The sequence below is a fragment of the Microcoleus sp. Z1_B2 genome, assembly GCF_036700325.1.
In the GTDB taxonomy this organism is placed as follows: Bacteria; Cyanobacteriota; Cyanobacteriia; order Cyanobacteriales; family Microcoleaceae; genus Microcoleus.
Window position 1 is genome coordinate 1 of sequence record NZ_JAUBOQ010000059.1, and the last position, 17,899, is coordinate 17,899.

The following is a 17,899-nucleotide window of genomic DNA, read 5'->3' on the forward strand; positions in this document are numbered from 1 at the left end:
ATGTGGAAGGGGTGCATCAGGATGTTGTGCTCGGCTTGGAACACGATCATGAAGTTGAATGTACCGGAGATACCCAAAGGCATACCGTCAGAGAAAGAACCTTGTCCAATTGGGTAGATCAAGAATACTGCGGTTGCTGCTGCAACTGGTGCAGAGTAAGCGACGCAGATCCAAGGACGCATACCTAAGCGGTAGGACAATTCCCATTCACGACCCATGTAGCAGAAAACGCCAATGAGGAAGTGGAAAATTACCAATTGGTAAGGGCCGCCGTTGTACAACCACTCGTCTAAGGAAGCTGCTTCCCAGATTGGGTAGAAGTGCAAGCCGATCGCGTTAGATGAAGGAACAACAGCACCTGTGATGATGTTGTTACCGTACATCAAGGAACCTGCTACTGGTTCGCGGATGCCGTCGATGTCCACTGGAGGGGCAGCGATGAAGGCGATGATGTAGCAAATGGTGGCGCTGAGCAAGGTAGGAATCATCAAGACTCCGAACCAACCTACATAAATGCGGTTGTCGGTGCTTGTGACCCACTCACAAAAGCGTTCCCAGACGTTGGCGCTTTCGCGCTGCTGTAAGGTTGTTGTCATTTGTTTATGATTGCTTTATTTGGTTTTCAATGTTCGTGACGGCTTTGTGTTCCGCCATGTAAATAAACATAAAGCTTTTATTTCAGTTTGTAAAGGCCTTTTAAGAACAGTTTTTATTATGAGTGTCATAAGCTGCGCTGATAATAAGCCAGAATGCTTGCTGTATGGGGTTTTAAAAAGCAGAGTGCGGAATTTGTGGACGATCGCCCACCAATGAAGAATACTCATAATCTACCGGGGCCACGAGATTTGGGACGGGGGCAGTGTTAAGATAGATGAAGGGTTGCGATCGCCAACCGCAAAACTCGCACTGCACAGATATATGTTGTTGCGTAAGTCCGATCGATAAAAATCCCAAGGAATGTCTCGCACCGTCACCTACAGCCCTGCTTATACCCTCGTTCCCACTTACGAGTGTTTTAACCGCTGCACCTATTGCAATTTTCGGGCAGAACCCCTGCAAAGTCCTTGGCTAACACTCGCAGAAGCCGAAAAACAGCTCAACTTGCTGCAAACTCAAGGTGTAATTGAAATTCTCATCCTCAGTGGCGAGGTACATCCTCACAGTCAACGCCGAAAAGCTTGGTTGCAGCGGATTTACGATTTGTGCGAACTGGCACTTGCTCTGGGATTTTTGCCGCATACTAATGTGGGGCCGCTCAGCTTTGAGGAGATGGCACACTTAAAAGAGGTAAATGTATCGATGGGGCTGATGCTAGAACAGCTTACCCCACATTTGTTACAAACGGTTCACAGGCACGCACCGAGTAAAGTGCCGGCGCTGCGGCTGCAACAGTTAGAATGGGCTGGGGAATTAAAGATTCCGTTTACAACTGGTTTGCTGCTGGGAATTGGGGAAAGTAAGGCAGATTGGATTGAGACGCTGGAGGCGATCGCCCGGATTCATTCGCGATACAATCACATTCAAGAAGTTATCCTCCAGCCACACAGTCCCGGAAATCAACAAAGTTGGGACGGTGAAGTTTTTGATGCTACAAAAATGCCCGAAGTAATTGCGATCGCCCGCAGCATTTTACCTGATGAAATTGCCCTACAAATTCCGCCCAATTTAGTTGCACAACCAGACATATTGCTGGCTTGTTTAGAAGCAGGTGCTAGAGATTTAGGAGGAATCGGGCCGCGGGATGAAGTTAATCCCGATTATCCTCACCTGCAACACCAAACTTTAACAGAAATTTTAGCAGCAGCAGGATGGCAACTCGTAAAGCGTTTGCCTGTTTATCCTCAGTACGATAATTGGTTGCCCCAGACATTGCAAACGGCTGTTAAACAAAGGAGAGTCAATCGATTTTAGATTTTAGATTTTAGATTTTAGATTGAAAAATTGAGCCGCGTGATAAATCCGGGGGCTTGTGACCAAATTGCTTGATAGTCAGTCAATCGATTTTAGATTTTCGATTGAAGATGGGTAATTGGTAGGAAGATTCTTTAAATTGCTGCTATAGAGATTTTAAATCAAAGAACCGCCGCCATCAATCCACACTTCAGTACCTGTGATAAAGCTGGAGGAATGTGATACCAGAAATAACACTAATTGGGCGACTTCTTCGGTAGAACCTGCCGTATTATCCGTCAAAGGAATCATGTCTTGAATGGAATCAGGCGCGACTGGAATGCGATCGAGATGGCGCTTAACGGTGCTTTCTTCAATGGCAGTTAGCACCCCGCCCGGACAGATCACATTGACTCGGATTTGGCAGGCTGCGAGTTCTAGCGCCAGCATTTTTGCAAAGGCTACTTGAGCAGCTTTTGAACAAGCGTAGGCCGTGGCACCAACTTTCCTGAAGCTTCTGGTACCATTAATCGATGATGTAATTACAATTGAACCTCCTTGTTTTTTCAGATGAGGAACAGCATACTTAACAGCCAAAAATGTTCCTCTGAGGTTGGTGTTAATTGTCCTATCCCACTCATCGGGTTCTATCTCCTCTATCGGCGACCATACACCGTTAATACCCGCATTTGCAAACAAAATATCAATTCTTTGATATTCATCAAAAATTGTTTGAAACGCTTTTTGCATTTGCCCAGAATCTCCAACATCTGCGGCAATAGCCAGCCCGCAGCCTCCTTCATTGACCAACTGGCGGAGGGTTTCTTCCCCCGTGTCTAAAATCCGATCGATAATAGCAACTTTTGCTCCTTCCTTAGCCATTAAAATTGCTGCTGCACGACCAATTCCCGACCCACCGCCGGTAATAACGGCAACTTTTTCTGAAAGCTTCATAATTCTTTATATAAATATTTTTTTTTGCGCGATCGCATAGCATAAAGATAATAGTCGATAGAGGACTAAACTCCTAACTACAAAAAAGTTTTGGTGAGCAAAATCATGAAAGTAAAAAGTGGTTTAATTTACTAATTATAGCGGTAAGGTGTGCAGTGCACACCCTACTTTAGGCAGAGGAGTAGGTCAGTTTTTAACGCAGTTCTTACGGCTGTGGCACCCAGACCGAAACAGAACCGGCGTTACACCGAAAATCAGCCCAACCATCGTCATTAGTTGTGATTGGTTCTTGGATGTGTTCGGTGATGTCAATATAAGTTCGATTCGGCTGTCCGACTTCCATAAACTTAGTGCCATCGCCTCCGTTACTGAGTACGACAGCCATGCCACCCGGATGTTCTTCATCTCCGAGTCGCGTCCAGCCAATAGTGTTGGCGTGGTCGAAGTAATCGTACTGATTGCCGTAGGAATAGGTTTGGCGCGCTAACAAGAATTTATCGAGAATAAACTGATGTTTGTCTAACCAAATCTCGTATTCATTGCCATCATTTGCTGTATCTTTATAGTTAGCGCCGTAATAGTCCGGGTAAAAAATGCACGGATATCCTTCGCGCCGCAGCAGAATTAAAGCGTAGGCAAGGGGTTTAAACCAAGCCTCGACAACTGATTCTAGGGATTGTAAGGGCTGGGAATCATGGTTGTCAACCAAGGTAACGGCGAGGGCGGGTTGCTGTTGGACGAGAGTGTTATCAAAAATTGTTCGCAAATCGTAGCTATTGCCGGCTTTGCTAGCAGCGTGGAAGTTGTAGTGGAGGGGTGCGTCAAATAAGGAGACTTTACCGTCCGTTGCTTCTAGGAAGTAGTGCAAAGCTTCCACTTCGTAAGACCAATATTCGCCGACTGCAAATAAGTCGCGTTTGACATAGTTACGAACGTGTTCCAACCATTCTTGGAAAAATTCTGCTTTAACGTGTTTGACGGCATCAAAGCGAAAGCCGTCAACGTTTGTTGTATCGACATACCACTCACCCCAGTATTTTAACTCCCCGCTGACTTCTGGGTGATCCATATCTAAATCGCAACCCATGAGGTAGTCAAAGTTGCCTTTTTCTAAGTCTACTCCTCGATCGAATTCTTTGCCTTTAAGCAGGTAAACGGCATGGGTTTCTGTGTTGTAAACATTGTAATCAATGGCGTCAAAATGCCACCAATGCCACTCCATGCTGGAATATTTTTTATCGCGGCCGGGAAAAGTAAAATGCGTCCAAGCTTTGATTTTTTGATATTCGCCTACGGTGTCATTCCGGTTGTCGGGATTGAAGGGTGTGGCTTCGGCTTCTTCTTCTGCATCGGCACCTAATTTGTGGTTGAAGACTACATCGGCATAAATCCGAATTCCAGCATCTTGTGCAGCTTTAATCGCGGCCAAATACTCATCTTTTGTGCCGTATTTCGTGCGTACCGACCCTTTTTGGTCGAACTCGCCTAAATCGAATAAGTCGTAGACGCCGTAACCCACATCCATGCCGCCGCCAGTTCCTTTATAGGCTGGTGGCAACCAAAGGGATGTAACGCCGATTTTGGCTAAATCTTTTGCAGATTTCGCTAGCTGATTCCACAGGCTGCCATCGTCGGGGCTGTACCAGTGGAAATACTGCATCATGACGCCATTTAGTTCAGACATATATTTAGTTTTTCCTGTTTTGTCAAATTGCGATCGACATTTATGTTCGTAGCTCGCTAGTTTACGTATGTCTGCAATCTATGGTTAATAAATATCATAAAAGATGGGGCTGGTAAAAAAAATCTATCTGTTGATGTATTGACAAGATAATGTAAATTTGATACTAATAATTTTAGGCAGACTAAAAAATATTAAGTTAGTGGCGATTGGGCAGCAACTCGCTCAACTCTGGTGTTCCAAGTACCGTCGATCGCCAATTCAAGCAATCTAAATCCCGGCGGGATTTTGTCAACTATAATCGGATGGCTTTTGGGTAAAAGTTGGAGGCAGGTGCTGGGTGTCCCCAAGTAGGTAACTGATCCCCGCTGTTGTTGAAATTCTTGGTGAATGTGGCCGCAAAGAACGATTTTGATTTGAGGATATCGATCGACAATTGCGAAAAATTCATCGGCATTGTGCAGCATCATTCCATCCATGATTTCACAGTCGATCGGCAAAGGATGATGGTGCAAGGCAATGATAACAGGTCGATCGCCCGTTTGTTGCAGTTGAGAGTCTAGCCAATTCAAGCTTTCTGGGGAAAGCCGCCCGCCGTCGCATCCGGCTTCCACACTCGAAAGCAATAGAAATTGCCAGTTTCCTAGCATCCATGATTTTTCTGGGGAAAGAGGCGACTGATTTAAGATTTCTGCCATGACAGGGATGTTGTCGTGGTTTCCAGGTATCCAGTAGGCGGGAATTCCGAGGGGGGCGATGAGGGAGACGAGGCGCTGGTAGGATTCGGGTGTTTCGTCTTGGGATAAGTCGCCTGTCAGCAGCAGTAAGTCTGGCGGCGGCTGTATCTGTTGCAGGCGATCGAGAACTGCTTGGAGGGTGCGGGTTGTTGAGAGGCCTTTCCATTCTCGATCGATCTCTGCAAACAAGTGAGTGTCGGTGATTTGGGCGACGAGTAGGGGAGAAACTGGTGTCATGGCTGGTGTTGCGGGCGATCGATGTAGTTATAGAATAGCCTCGGATGGGTTTTGGGGATATGGAAAAAAGGCCGATTCCCTACGGGATAGCTGCGCTTCACGAAAATTTTGACAGGTATGTTAAATTTTTCGAGATTTGGTGTACTATAAGAAAACGTCAAATTTCAGACGTGACGGCGGCATAGCCAAGTGGTAAGGCAGAGGTCTGCAAAACCTCCACCCCCAGTTCAAATCTGGGTGCCGCCTTTTTTAATTTGTGTGAAATGTGGCTAAGATGCCGTTTGGGCGATCGAGAAGTCTAATATACAAAAACCAGCGGGAGCATCTCACCTTTGCAGCCCTCCGCTAGAAATTGGAGTTTTGAGGCAGGAGTTTTGAGGCAGGAGGCAGAAGGAAAGAGGAAGAAGGAAGGAGCCAGAAGAAGTATTTTTACAAATATGAGATGCTCCCAAACCAGCCCCCACCCAACCAATAACCCTCAACCAAAATTCAACGGATCGACATCAATAATTAAACTAACAGAACGCGGCGTGCGATCGCGCAACCCGATCAAATCCGACAAATCCACCGACTCATCCAAAGGCAACTTCAGCAAAATCTGCCACCGATACCGATTTGCCACCCGCATAATCGCCGCAGGTGCAGGCCCCAACAACTCACATCCCGGTACAGACAATCGCTCAATATACTCCTGACAAACAGACGCCAATTGTACCGCCGTCACCGCAACTTCCGCCGCATCTGCACTGCTCAATCGCAACAATACAAGCCGCCCCGAAGGTGGATAATTCAGCGCCGCTCTTTCGGCTAATTCTGTTTCCACAAAACCCGCATATTCGTGCCGCCTAACTGCTTGAATAACCCGGTGTTCGGGAGTGTAAGTTTGAATAATTACCCGCCCCGGATCGTCGCCTCTGCCCGCACGGCCCGCGACTTGAGTTAATGTTTGAAAAGCTCGTTCGCTGGCCCGATAATCTGATAAGTTCAGCAACCCATCAGCAGACACAACTCCCACCAATGTTACTCCCGCTAAATCTAACCCTTTCGTCAGCATTTGCGTACCCAACAAAATGTCAGCTTCCCCGTTAGCAAATTGCGTTAACAATCTGCGGTGGTCGCCCTTATTTTTAGTCGTATCGCTGTCAAACCGAATTGCCCGCAATTCTGGAAACAATCTCGTTAATTCCTGTTCGACTCGCTGAGTGCCACTACCAAAGTTTTTGAAGTAAGGAGAACTGCATTCCGGGCAATTTTGGGGGTGTCGTTCGGTGTGGTTGCAGTAGTGACAGCGCAATATTTCTGCTGTTCCTTCGCCGACGTGGTGATAAGACAGGGAAACATCGCAATTCGGGCATTCCATCACATAGCCGCAACTTCGACAAGAGACAAAGGTACTGTGTCCTCTTCTGTGAATAAATAGAATACCTTGCTGTTGTCTTGCTTGCAATTGTTCGAGCGCGTTTTGCAGGGAAGCGCTGAAAATTGAGCGGTTTCCTTGCCGCAATTCTTGGCGCATATCGACTATTTCCACAGGCGGCATCGGGCGGGAATAAATGCGATCGGGCAATGATAAATAATGGATATTTGGTAACGAGTAATAATCTCGGCGCGTCCCCACCAAAGTCTCTAAAGCTGGCGTTGCGGAACCTAAAATTAAGGGACAATTTTCTAATTCGGCGCGCCATTTGGCAACGGTGCGGGCGTGGTAGCAGGGGGCTGGTTGGTCTTGTTTGAAGCTGCTGTCGTGTTCTTCATCGAGGATAATTAAGCCGAGGTGAGGTAAAGGTGCGAAAATGGCCGATCGCGTGCCGATGACAATTTGCGGGGTTCCAGTCAGCATCTGACGCCATGTATCGTAACGTTCGCCGTCGGATAGGGCGCTGTGGTAAACGCAAATTTGCTCGCCAAAACGGGCGCGGAATCTGTCTGTAAGTTGCGGTGTCAAACCGATTTCGGGAACGAGTACGAGGGCGGATTTGCCGCTGGCTAAGATTGGGGCGATCGCCTGCAAATACACTTCGGTTTTCCCGGAACCTGTAACGCCGTGCAGCAGCACTTGACGGAATCCCGAAAAAGAGTTAATAAACGCTAAAGCTTCAGCTTGAAAATGAGTTAAAGTCTTCGGTGCATCGGGCAATTGAGAAATTCCGCGATCGCCCCTGAGCACTTCCCTTTGGTCAATTACAACGCTACCTTTTTGTTCCAAATTTTTGACAACAGAAGAACTCGCGCTGCAAATTCTCAATAAATCGTTCAGCCACATTTCACCGCCGCCGCGTCGCAAAACTTCCAATACTTCTTGTTGCCGCTTGGTTAAATCTGTGACAAATGCACTAGCAATTAATGTCACTGCCGGTTTGAGTTGTGGTTTGGGAGGATTGGGAGGTTCTAAATAACTTTCTACCCAACCGCGTTTCAATAAATCTTTCAATCCTCGATAACTTCCCTTAACTTGTCGCTGGAGGTATTGCCAAGTGTAATCGCCGTTTTTTTGAGCTTGCAGCAATTGCAAAATTTGACTCGCTGCCGGATTGAGAAATGTTTCGGCATTCGGAGAAATTGCGTCCTTAATTAAGCGAATTCGGCGCACGGAACGGCTTAACAAACCGGGCGGCAGTGAGGCTCTAATTACTTGAATTAAAGGTGTGCAATAATAGGTGGCAGTGCGATCGAGCAATTCCCAGTAAGTCGGTGGGAAAAAACCCGCACTGACAACATCTTCGACATCTTTAACCCTTGTGGGATCTAAGTCGCGTGGCAGTTGAGAAATGAACCGAATCGCGATCGCACCTACCTGTTGACTGCCAAAGGGTACACTCAAGATATCCCCTGGTTGCACGGTAAGTTCCGCAGGTAAACGATAGGTAAATAACTTATTTTCCTCCCCAGGCGAATCCCCCGCAACCCTGTAAGGAGAGTCCACCAATACCTCGATCCACTCTGCTTGCACGGTGGGGCGCTGGGGCGGTTCGCTGCTGCCGTAGGATGCCCCGGCTTCTGCCGCTATAGGGGTTGACAAACCAAAAGTGACAGTAGACATAGGGTTGCACATCAAACTAGGAGGAGCCGCGGTCAAAGGGAGTTTTCATTATCCCTCAGTTTAGCTCGATCGATCGATCTTAGCTGCGGGAATTGGCGATCGGAATCTCGATCGCCAATTCAGTCCCTTCTCCAATTGCGGAGATGCACTCTAACCTCCCGCCGTGTTTGTCCACAACAATCTGATAGCTAATTGACAATCCCAAACCCGTCCCGTGCCCAACTGGTTTGGTGGTAAAAAACGGATCGAAAATTTTCGCTTTTACAGATTCCTTCATTCCCAGACCATTATCTTTGATGCTAATTCTTGCCCAATTATCTGCAATAATAGAAGTAGTAATTGTCATCTGGACAGGGTTAGCTTCGAGCTCGTCTAGTGAAGATTTTTGTTCTCGCTCCCGCAGGGCATCAACAGCATTATTAATGATGTTCATAAACACCTGATTTAATTGCCCAGCATAACACTCCACCTTGGGCAAATCTCCATAACTTTTAATAAATTTTATAGCCGAATGACCTGGTTGTTCTTTGGTTAAATGTTGCAATATCAACAAAGTGCTGTCAATGCCTTCGTGAATGTTAACTGGTTTTTTTTCAGCTTCATCTACCCGCGCAAAGTTGCGTAAAGTCAACACAATCTCGCGGATGCGCTCGGAGCCAAGTTTCATTGACGAAAGAGTTTTCAACAAATCTTCGCGCAGAAAGTCGATGTCAATTTTTTCTAGAAATTCTTCAATCTCTGCATCTGTTTCGGGATAACGATCCTGGTACATTGCGAGCAATTTTAAAATGTCGGCTGCGTAGTCATTGACATAGGTAATATTGCCGTAGATGAAGTTAACGGGATTATTGATTTCGTGGGCAATACCAGCTACCAAAATGCCTAAAGCCGACATTTTTTCTGCTTCAATTAATTTGAGCTGCATGGTTTGCTGGTTATTCAGAGCTGTTTCGAGTGTAGATATTCTTGCTTTTAACTTTTTTTCGGAATCTCTAAAATCCTCAGTTAGTATTTTTAGCAAAGATTCTTTTTTTTTATTAAGGGCTTCTGATTGGCTGCGTTCAGTTTCCGAATTTTCTAGTTGTTTACGCAAAATTAGATTTTCATTTTCCAGCTTTTTGATTCTTTTTTCCCAGTCGGTTGGTTCCATAGGCTATTGTTTTGAAAATAAAAATAGTGTACGCTGTAGCGCATTTAAATTGTATATTCAGGGCGGGCGGAACGCCAAACCCTACTCCCCACACAATTTTATTTTTACAAAAGATTTAAACACTGCCACAGATTAAGAGCGTTTTTATTAGAGAATTTAGTTGTCACCTTTACTTAGTTATAAAGTCGTCGCACATAGACTCTGCATTATTATCAAAAAAAATCAATATTTTATGGGTTTGGGTGGATTTAAAAATTTTATCTAAGATACATTCAAAATGTCAACATATTAATAAAAAATCGGGTTAAAACCGATCGCTACTTTTATTCTCCGCTCTCGCATTTGCGGGGTTTTCATCCGATTATTGATAAATAAGCAGGCCGATCGCAAACTTATCAAGGCGGGCCCAGTGCGAAAAATTGCCCGGTTCAGACAACCTTTGTACAAAACCCGTGGGCAATGCAAAGGGGAAATATTAAATGTGAGCGATCTCGACCGGGGGCGACGGGAAAAGTGATCTCGACTGGGTGGGCGATCGCCCACAAGCAATCTCAAGTACCAAGGCGCTTCCGAGTTCCCAGAACGCAATCACACTATACCATTGCTGAAAAATCTCAATTTAATGTGTCGATCGTACTCACACACCCGCACCATTGTGTGATAAGAACTACTACTTGTGACAACATCGACACAGCAGTTTATATTTGGAGAGTAATTGATGTCAGGTAGCGAAGTTCGTGCAGACTTTTGGATGAGCGAGTACATTACCCCCTGGGATATTTACGTTCACGGCATCATCGCGGTGCTCGCTTACAAGAAAACAGCCTATCAAGAAATGTACGTGGTTCAGACCGGTACCTACGGCAAAGGCTTAGTTTTGGACGGCAAATGGCAATCTTGTACTGGCGACGAGTTTCTGTACCACGAACCCCTGGTACACCCAGCCATGATTTGTCACGGTTCACCCAAAAAAGTCCTAGTTCTCGGCGGCGGAGAAGGAGCTACAATTAGAGAAGTGCTGCGCTGGAAAACAGTTGAAAAAGTCGTGATGATCGACATTGACGGCGAAGTAGTAGAAGCTTGCCGCGAACACCTGCCCGAAATGCACCAAAACGCCTTTGATGACCCCCGCTGCGAAGTAGTAATCGGCGATGCTTTGGACTATTTAGATAAAACTGACAATGATTGGGATATTGTCATTTCTGACTTGTCCGATCCCATTGAAGAAGGCCCATCTTTCCAGTTGTTTACCAAAGAGTATTTTGAGAAAGTTCGCAGCGTAATGTCACCTAACGGATATTTCGTAGTGCAAGCGGGCCCCGTTTCTCCGGCAGAAATGAAAATGCACGCTCGCATTGTAAATACCCTGAAATCTGTTTTCTCCAACGTTCAATCCTGCACCAGCTTTATTTCTACTTATGGAGCTCCTTGGGGTTTTGCCGTAGCTTCTAATCAAGAAATAAATACGCGACCAGATCCAGAAGTTACTGACAAATTACTCGCCGAGAAAACCACCGGCGGGTTGCGGATGTTCGACGGAATTACACTGTTGGGGTTGATGCAAGTTCCCGGTCACTTACGGCAGGTAATCGCCGCTGAAACCGAAGTTTACACTATGGCAGCACCGCCTAAGTTTTTCGGGAAAGGCTCTGTCAGTCAGTGAAGTTAAATTGAAATCGAGGTTAAGTTCCTGTAGGGGCGGGTTCACCAACAATAATTGCCAAAAACCGACAATCTCAAAAACCCGCCCCCACCCAACTAATAGCCTGTATCAACCTTTATTTATAAAATACGGGAATAATGCAGATTGAGTTGGGGGGGGCGGGTTTATTTAGATCGTGAATTACAGTCAGAGATTTGTGGTGAACCCGCCCCTACGATACAAATCAAATTATTTCCTATTTTATTTATAAAATACGGGAATAATGCAGATTGAGATTTACCGTTGGGTGGGGGCGGGTTTATTTAGATTATGAATTACAGTCAGAGATAGTTGGTGAACCTGCCCCTACCAGGTTTTATTGATTATTGCACCTCAATTTCTTCACAAACCAATTCAGCAATTTTTTTCGCCGCCCCCGATTCTCCTCGAACCGCACGCAAACGATCGCCCATTTGTGCTAATTTATCAGGATGGCTCAAATAGTCGATCGCCAATTGAGCAATTACTTCCGGTTCCAGCTTCCCAATTAACTCCGGCACAATCTCCTCCTGTGCCCAAATATTCGGCCAAGCATAAAGCTTTCCCTTTCCCAATTGCCAGATTAGCCAATTAATCGCCGTAGCAAAAACTGAACCGACTAACGGCAAATTAGCCAGCAAACCGGGCAAACCATCCCAAGCTTTCATCGCATCCAATTGCTGCGTGGGTATCAAAACAATCATCGGTACGGCTAACGAACCCAATTCGGCAGTATTCGCTCCCACAGTAGTTAAACAAAGGCTGCATTCTGATAGCAAATCGTAGGCTGGTGTCTGCGTCCAAAGTTCTACTTGCAAGTTATTTTCTGTCTGCAAAAACGGCGTTTCTGTTAAATGAAGTTCGGCGCTAGCGTTCTCAAATAAATGCAGGCAAGGATTTTGTTTCGGATCGGCAAAACGTGCTAGAGTTTGCACATCTATCGTAGGAGCAACGGGAATTACAAAGCGAGTTTGAGGGCGAAGGCGATGGATGGATTGGGCGATCGACAAACATAACGGTACACCTAAAGCTAATTTAGCCGCTTTAGAACCGGGCAACAATCCAATTAATTCTATTTTCCGTAGGGGCGCTGCCCCCGTGCCCGCCCTGCCCGATTTCTCGTTCCCTACTTCGGCGATCAAATCTCCAACAACTGTAAATTTATTAGCATAATTTTGGGGAATTTTAGCAAAAACTTCTGGTTTCATCGCCGCAAATTTATCAATCCAGCGATACCAGCGCGCGTCCCATTCAGCATAAATAACAGTGCGATATTTTAGCCTTTTTCCAATAACAACCGTAAAAAATTGATCGCCGCCTAAAAACAAAACAACTCCTGTTTCATACCAATCCCAATTTCCAGCAGTTTTGCCCGATAATAAGAATGGAAAAAAATGCTCCGGTGCTTGCACTCTGTCAACTTCTGGGTAGGAAAAAGCGATTTGTGCTTCTTTCCCGGTGGCGTGCGGACAGGGGGACAGCACCACAGAGATTCGCGCTTGAGTGCCCGCGTTTGCTAATTGCTGGCGCAAAGCTTGCACCACGGGACGCACCCAAGTTGCCAATTCTCCGGGGCCGTTGGAGAGGATTAAAATATCTACTGCCATAGGATTTAAGATTTGAAAGGATGCAAGGGAGAATTTATGACAAATTTAATTGATGCCGTCAAGACGGGTGATGTTGCCGCTGTAGAAAGTGCGATCGAACAGCGTGCAGATATCAATGCCAAAGATGAGGAAGGTGCGACGGCTTTGACAACTGCGGCTGAGGCTGGCAATTCGGCGATCGTCAAAAAATTGCTGGCGGTTGGTGCGGATGTCAACAGTCAGGATAATGACGGGTGGACGCCGTTAATGAGTGCCGCTGCTGCCGGACATACGGAGATTGTACAGCTTTTGCTGGAGGCGGGGGCGGATGTGAACGCTAAAACTAATTTTGGTTTGACGGCTTTGATGAGTGCTGCAGGTAGCGGGCGCACTCAAGTTGTGGAATTTTTAATCGATAAAGGAGCTGATATTAAAGCGTATGATAATAATACTTGGACTGCCTTAATTTGGGCGTCTTCCGAGGGTCACAAAGATGCGGTTGAGGTTTTGAAGCTAGCGCGCGATCGGCATTAAAAACTTAGAAACCGGGTTTATTCGAGAAACCCGGTTTCTGGAGGGTACAATTAATGAATAAATTTGCCCTTTTCCTATCATGGTACTGTTCGATCGAGAAATGCGTTTGCCAACTAGCGCCGAACTTCCTTCTTCGGATGATACTCCTGTGGATAACGAAAATCAAAACTTTCTTCCCAACTTACTGTTATTCTTGCTCAAATTTCACTGGCTGCAGCGGAACGACTGGTTTTTTGCCGTGGATATGGGAGTTTATCACACGACGTGAGTAAGTCATCTGGTTCCAATCGTTCCTGACGGCTTCTTGAGTTTGGGTGTCGAAAGATTCAAAGGCGATACTTTGCGCCTTAGTTACGTCCTGTGGGAAGAAAATAATATTCCCCCGATTTTTGCCCTAGAGATTGTTTCTCAAACTTACGGCGGTGAATACGATAAAAAAATTGATATTTATGCCCGGTTGGGCGTGCTGTACTATGTGATTTACAATCCCTACTACTGGCGACGAGACCAACATCAACCGTTTGAAGTTTATCGTTTGGTAAATGGCGAGTACGAACAGCAAATTGGTGAACCTTTCTGGATGCCGGAAGTGGGTTTAGGCATTGGTCGAGGTCGTTACAGCGATGGGGAAACACCGTTGGAGGTTTTGTACTGGTTTGACGAACGAGGTAGTAGGTATTTGACGGCTGAAGAATTGGTAGATCAATATCGCGATCGCTTCGGCGAGTTGCCGGAATAGGCAAGTGCGATCGCCCATTTTTTGAAAGTGCGATCGTACCAACAGCACACCAATGCCACTCCCGAATAGGTGCGATAATTCTATCCAATTAAAAGTGTTGCAAAAGGCGATTCTGGTAATAGATTCAACTTGAGATTTCCGCCACCTTCAATAACCGCGATCGTGTCAAAGCGACTAACTTGAGTAACTCCATTTTGAAAATCGGTTGGAAAGCCGTTCGTTTGGATAGCTAAATCTCGATTATTGTTGATCGGAACAATCAAGAATTGCTCTAAATCATACCCTGCTAGCTGGATGCTGTCCTGACCTTGGGTAAAGTTCCGAATAGTAGCAAAACCCGACCCGATGTAGAACTGTGCGATTCCGGCCGGGTTCCCCTTACTGCCTACTAAAGGTGTACCAAGTACAAATGTATCGCGGCCACTACCGCCAAGGAGAGTATCGAATTCATTGTTGCCGTCACTTTCATAATTTCTACCGGAACCAAAGCCATTACCTGTACCTAAACCTACTTCAACTCCAATTAATTCAACTTTCCCCATCCCGGAACCAGTCAGGATGTCATTCCCGGAAGTTCCGACAAAAGTAGCAGACCGATTTGGCTCGTTTTTGCCGAAATTGACGTAATGTTCGCGACCAGTTTTCAAGGCTCCCGATTCTACAAACGGCAGAATGTCGAGGTTTTTTTGTAAGTATTCCGGTTCCAATAAAGAAGTCCCAAACTGACCGTCTTTGATGCCGAATTCAATGAAATGCTGGTAGCCATTTTTAAAAGTTCCATTCTGAATAAACGGCTGCAACTGTCGGTTATTTGCTACATAAAACGCTTCGTCATACTCAGCGGATACGCGAGTGCGACCTTCTTCGTAACCGAACTGGATAAAGTGGTCTAGCCCGGTCGCAAAAGGCGCATTTGGGTTGTTGGGGGTGCGGACTAAGGCAGCGATGTCGGGGTTGCCCGCAAGGTAAGTAGCTTCGTCAAAATATCGCGATACTTTAGTTAAGCCCCCGGCTTGACCGAATTTTTCAAAGTGTTCTTTTCCAGATTGGATAACTCCTGCATCAATGGCTGGTTTCACCCAAGGATATTGAGCAAGGTAGTATTTTTCGTCAAAAATTGCGTAATTAGCCATGTTTTCCCACTGCGGCTTTAATGAGCTGTTTATGCAATTTATCAATAATCTGAAACTGAGACAATTACCTGATCGGGTGATTTTTTCCAAGTGTCAGTCAAATCTCATTTAAGCTCTATAAAGATGTCGTAATTCATCGTTGTTTATTGGAGAAAGTAAAGTGCGATCGCGGAATGCGAGTTGTTGGCATAGGAAAGTGCGATCGCACTCCCCAGCAGCAATCAGGCAAATCCTGAATACCTTCGATATTTCTACCCAAGTAAAGCTCTAAAAAAACTAGAGTCTGGTAATGGATTCAACTTGAGATTTCCGCCACCTTCAATAACAGCCAGCGTGTCAAAGCTACTAATTTCTGTAACTCCATTTTTAACGACGGGCAAGCCGTTGGTTTGAATAGCTAAATCTCGATTATTGTTAATGGGAAACACCAATAATTCCTCTAAGGAAGTCCTTACTAGCTGAATATTATCCTGACCTTGGGTAAAGTTCCGAATTGTCGCAAAACCCGGCCCGATGTAGAACTGTTGGAGGTTCGACAAGCCCCCCATCGTGCCTAGTGGCAACTCTGACAAGTCGCCGAGCACGAATGTATCGCGACCGCTACCGCCAATTAGAGTATCGAATTCATTGCTGCCGTCACTTTCATACCGTCGAAGGCCCCTAGGGGCTTCTACTTCAACTCCAATTAATTCGACCTTCCCCACCCCTAAACCAGTGAGGATGTCATTGCCGGAAGTTCCGACAAAAGTCACCGGCCGACCGGTCGGATCGAATTGCCCAACCTTGAAATAGTATTCGCGAGGGGTTTTCAAGGTTCCAGATATGATCAGCCCAGCGGCCTCGTTATTGAAGAATTGTGGTTCAAAGAAAGAAGTAGGCAACCGACCGTCTTTTACCCCGAATTGAATGAAATGCTGGTAGCCATTTTTAAACGTTCCATTCTGAATAAACGGCTGCAAATCTCGGTTAGTTGCTACATAAAACGCTTCGTCATACTCAGGCGATACGCGAGTGCGACCTTCTTCGTAACCGTATTGGATAAAGTGATCTAAGCCTGTAGCAAAAGGCGCATTTGGATTGTTAGGAGTGCGGACAAAGGGTTTAAGCTCTGGATTTCCCTCAAGGTAAGTTTCTTCGTCAAAATACCGCGATATTTTGGTGAGGCCGGCGGCTTGACCAAATTTTTCAAAGTGTTCTCTTCCAGATTTGATGATGCCTGCATCAATGGCTGGTTTCAGCCACGGATATTGCGAAAGGTAGTATTGTTCGTCGAAGATATCGTAATTCATAGTTGGCTGTTTAAAGTAAAGTGCGATCGTACTTTTTTATAAAACCATCGCCCACCACCAATAAAAAATCATTAATCATCAGCCTGAGCTAATGACTAATGACCAATGACTAATGACCAGTGACCAATGACTATCCAATCAAGAAAGTACCATTACCGTTAGATTCTTGGAAGCTTAAACCCAAGCTTGCTCCTCCTTCAATCACGCCTAGCACGTCTCCAAAACGCTGGATTGACAAATTGCTACCAACCGGAGTCAGGCTGTAGCCGTTTAAAGAAGTTCCTTGCAGTTGGATAAAATCGCTTTCTATGTCGAAGTTGCGAATGGTAGCTTGACCGTTACCCAAATACAGCGGTGTCGGGGTGACATTCCCGGCTGTAGCAGGAACTCCGAGTACGAATCTATCAGCTCCCGGACCACCAATCAGGACATCGAATTCATTTGTGCCAAAGCTTTCATACTGCCGATTGCCTTGGGGATCAATACCTACTTCCACTCCCACAAGTTCGACATCGCCCACGCCCACACCAGTTAAAACATCGTTGGTACGGGTGCCGACAAAAGTCGCGTCGCGGGCAGGCTCAAATTGTCCAAAATTGAAAAAGTGTTCGCGCCCTGTTTTCAAGTTTCCAGAGTTGACAAACGGCACGATGTCGGGGTTTTCTTTTAAGTATTCCGGTTCAAAAAATGAAGTCCCAAACCGACCTTCTTTTGCCCCGAATTGAATGAAATGGTCGAAGCCTGATTTGAAAGTTCCGTTTTGAACGAACGGTTGGAGTTCAGAGTTGTTTGTTAAATAAAAGCTTTCGTTGTATTCGGGTGATACTTGGGCGCGGCGCTGTCCTTCATCGTAACCGAACTGGATAAAGTGATCGAGGCCTGTAGCAAAAGGTGCGTTTGGGTTGACTGTGCGGACAAAGGCTGCGAGGTCTTGATTCCCAGCAAGGTAAGCATTTTCGTCAAAATAACGCGATACTTTGGTTAGACCGCCGGCTTGACCAAATTTTTCAAAGTGTTCTCTCCCAGATGAGATGACTCCGGCGTCAATGGCTGGTTTGACCCAAGGATATGAAGCCAGGTAGAATTGTTCGTCGAAAATTGCGTAGTTAGCCATGTTTTCCCCCTAAAGTTTTGATGAGTTTGATCGTGAATATTCATTAGTTTTCGATGAACTGGAGCGCCGATCAGGAATTTACACCAAACGGACGTTATAAAATGGTTTTAAGTTCCTGGTATAATATCACTTTT

Annotated in this window: 14 protein-coding genes, 1 tRNA gene and 1 pseudogene; 6 read left to right on the top strand and 10 right to left on the bottom strand. The window is 45.7% G+C overall.

Annotation, left to right across the window (positions count from 1 at the left end):
• Nucleotides 1-596, bottom strand: a pseudogene (locus tag QT984_RS25805) (photosystem II q(b) protein); the annotation flags it as partial.
• A 361-nt stretch (nt 597-957) separates the two neighbouring features.
• Here QT984_RS25805 and cofG point away from each other — a divergent pair.
• Nucleotides 958-1,911, top strand: a complete 954-nt coding sequence (cofG, locus tag QT984_RS25810; RefSeq protein WP_333054088.1) for a 7,8-didemethyl-8-hydroxy-5-deazariboflavin synthase subunit CofG — start codon at nt 958-960, stop codon at nt 1,909-1,911.
• Nucleotides 1,912-2,067: 156 nt separating this feature from the next.
• Here cofG and QT984_RS25815 read toward each other — a convergent pair whose 3' ends face one another.
• From QT984_RS25815 to cpdA, 3 genes are all read right to left on the bottom strand, one after another.
• Complete coding sequence (locus QT984_RS25815) at nt 2,068-2,844, bottom strand: SDR family NAD(P)-dependent oxidoreductase (RefSeq protein ID WP_333054087.1); 777 nt, start codon at nt 2,842-2,844, stop codon at nt 2,068-2,070.
• 205 nt (nt 2,845-3,049) lie between these two features.
• Entirely contained in the window at nt 3,050-4,528 is a 1,479-nt protein-coding gene (locus QT984_RS25820; protein WP_333054086.1) for an alpha-amylase, read from the bottom strand.
• 191 nt (nt 4,529-4,719) lie between these two features.
• Nucleotides 4,720-5,499: a 3',5'-cyclic-AMP phosphodiesterase gene (gene cpdA, locus QT984_RS25825; RefSeq protein WP_333275067.1), complete on the bottom strand. Its 780-nt coding sequence runs from the start codon at nt 5,497-5,499 to the stop codon at nt 4,720-4,722.
• A 175-nt stretch (nt 5,500-5,674) separates the two neighbouring features.
• Here cpdA and QT984_RS25830 point away from each other — a divergent pair.
• A tRNA-Cys gene (locus QT984_RS25830) sits at nt 5,675-5,745 on the top strand.
• 232 nt (nt 5,746-5,977) lie between these two features.
• On the opposite strand, the gene priA is transcribed toward QT984_RS25830, so the two are convergent.
• Nucleotides 5,978-8,539 (bottom strand): primosomal protein N', encoded by a 2,562-nt coding sequence (gene priA, locus QT984_RS25835; protein ID WP_333375220.1) that lies wholly within the window; start codon nt 8,537-8,539, stop codon nt 5,978-5,980.
• Between the two features lie 79 nt (nt 8,540-8,618).
• Complete coding sequence (locus QT984_RS25840) at nt 8,619-9,689, bottom strand: ATP-binding protein (protein ID WP_333054083.1); 1,071 nt, start codon at nt 9,687-9,689, stop codon at nt 8,619-8,621.
• 718 nt (nt 9,690-10,407) lie between these two features.
• Here QT984_RS25840 and QT984_RS25845 point away from each other — a divergent pair.
• A complete protein-coding gene (locus QT984_RS25845) occupies nt 10,408-11,352 on the top strand; it encodes a fused MFS/spermidine synthase (RefSeq protein WP_333054082.1) in 945 nt (314 codons plus the stop codon).
• Between the two features lie 362 nt (nt 11,353-11,714).
• On the opposite strand, the gene QT984_RS25850 is transcribed toward QT984_RS25845, so the two are convergent.
• Nucleotides 11,715-12,977 (bottom strand): lipid-A-disaccharide synthase, encoded by a 1,263-nt coding sequence (locus QT984_RS25850; protein WP_333340493.1) that lies wholly within the window; start codon nt 12,975-12,977, stop codon nt 11,715-11,717.
• A gap of 36 nt (nt 12,978-13,013) precedes the next feature.
• Here QT984_RS25850 and QT984_RS25855 point away from each other — a divergent pair, with 36 nt between their 5' ends.
• The 3 genes from QT984_RS25855 to QT984_RS25865 all read left to right on the top strand — a co-directional run bounded on the left by QT984_RS25855 (nt 13,014) and on the right by QT984_RS25865 (nt 14,229).
• On the top strand, nt 13,014-13,490 hold the full coding sequence (locus tag QT984_RS25855; RefSeq protein WP_333054080.1) for an ankyrin repeat domain-containing protein: 477 nt from the start codon (nt 13,014-13,016) through the stop codon (nt 13,488-13,490).
• A gap of 79 nt (nt 13,491-13,569) precedes the next feature.
• Nucleotides 13,570-13,758: a hypothetical protein gene (locus QT984_RS25860; RefSeq protein ID WP_333054079.1), complete on the top strand. Its 189-nt coding sequence runs from the start codon at nt 13,570-13,572 to the stop codon at nt 13,756-13,758.
• 18 nt (nt 13,759-13,776) lie between these two features.
• The gene (locus tag QT984_RS25865) at nt 13,777-14,229 is read left to right on the top strand and encodes a Uma2 family endonuclease (protein ID WP_333212365.1); all 453 of its coding nucleotides are present in this window, start codon (nt 13,777-13,779) and stop codon (nt 14,227-14,229) included.
• Between the two features lie 80 nt (nt 14,230-14,309).
• On the opposite strand, the gene QT984_RS25870 is transcribed toward QT984_RS25865, so the two are convergent.
• The 3 genes from QT984_RS25870 to QT984_RS25880 all read right to left on the bottom strand — a co-directional run bounded on the left by QT984_RS25870 (nt 14,310) and on the right by QT984_RS25880 (nt 17,765).
• Complete coding sequence (locus QT984_RS25870) at nt 14,310-15,362, bottom strand: calcium-binding protein (protein ID WP_333054078.1); 1,053 nt, start codon at nt 15,360-15,362, stop codon at nt 14,310-14,312.
• Between the two features lie 251 nt (nt 15,363-15,613).
• Entirely contained in the window at nt 15,614-16,651 is a 1,038-nt protein-coding gene (locus QT984_RS25875) for a calcium-binding protein (RefSeq protein ID WP_333212321.1), read from the bottom strand.
• A 130-nt stretch (nt 16,652-16,781) separates the two neighbouring features.
• The gene (locus tag QT984_RS25880) at nt 16,782-17,765 is read right to left on the bottom strand and encodes a calcium-binding protein (RefSeq protein ID WP_333054076.1); all 984 of its coding nucleotides are present in this window, start codon (nt 17,763-17,765) and stop codon (nt 16,782-16,784) included.
• Between the last annotated feature and the right edge of the window lie 134 nt (nt 17,766-17,899).

Coding starts and splice junctions, on each gene's coding strand:
- cofG (WP_333054088.1), top strand. CDS start 958: ATGTCTCGCACCGTCACCTACAGCCCTGCTTATACCCTCGTTCCCACT.
- QT984_RS25815 (WP_333054087.1), bottom strand. CDS start 2,844: ATGAAGCTTTCAGAAAAAGTTGCCGTTATTACCGGCGGTGGGTCGGGA.
- QT984_RS25820 (WP_333054086.1), bottom strand. CDS start 4,528: ATGTCTGAACTAAATGGCGTCATGATGCAGTATTTCCACTGGTACAGC.
- cpdA (WP_333275067.1), bottom strand. CDS start 5,499: ATGACACCAGTTTCTCCCCTACTCGTCGCCCAAATCACCGACACTCAC.
- priA (WP_333375220.1), bottom strand. CDS start 8,539: ATGTCTACTGTCACTTTTGGTTTGTCAACCCCTATAGCGGCAGAAGCC.
- QT984_RS25840 (WP_333054083.1), bottom strand. CDS start 9,689: ATGGAACCAACCGACTGGGAAAAAAGAATCAAAAAGCTGGAAAATGAA.
- QT984_RS25845 (WP_333054082.1), top strand. CDS start 10,408: ATGTCAGGTAGCGAAGTTCGTGCAGACTTTTGGATGAGCGAGTACATT.
- QT984_RS25850 (WP_333340493.1), bottom strand. CDS start 12,977: ATGGCAGTAGATATTTTAATCCTCTCCAACGGCCCCGGAGAATTGGCA.
- QT984_RS25855 (WP_333054080.1), top strand. CDS start 13,014: ATGACAAATTTAATTGATGCCGTCAAGACGGGTGATGTTGCCGCTGTA.
- QT984_RS25860 (WP_333054079.1), top strand. CDS start 13,570: ATGGTACTGTTCGATCGAGAAATGCGTTTGCCAACTAGCGCCGAACTT.
- QT984_RS25870 (WP_333054078.1), bottom strand. CDS start 15,362: ATGGCTAATTACGCAATTTTTGACGAAAAATACTACCTTGCTCAATAT.
- QT984_RS25875 (WP_333212321.1), bottom strand. CDS start 16,651: ATGAATTACGATATCTTCGACGAACAATACTACCTTTCGCAATATCCG.
- QT984_RS25880 (WP_333054076.1), bottom strand. CDS start 17,765: ATGGCTAACTACGCAATTTTCGACGAACAATTCTACCTGGCTTCATAT.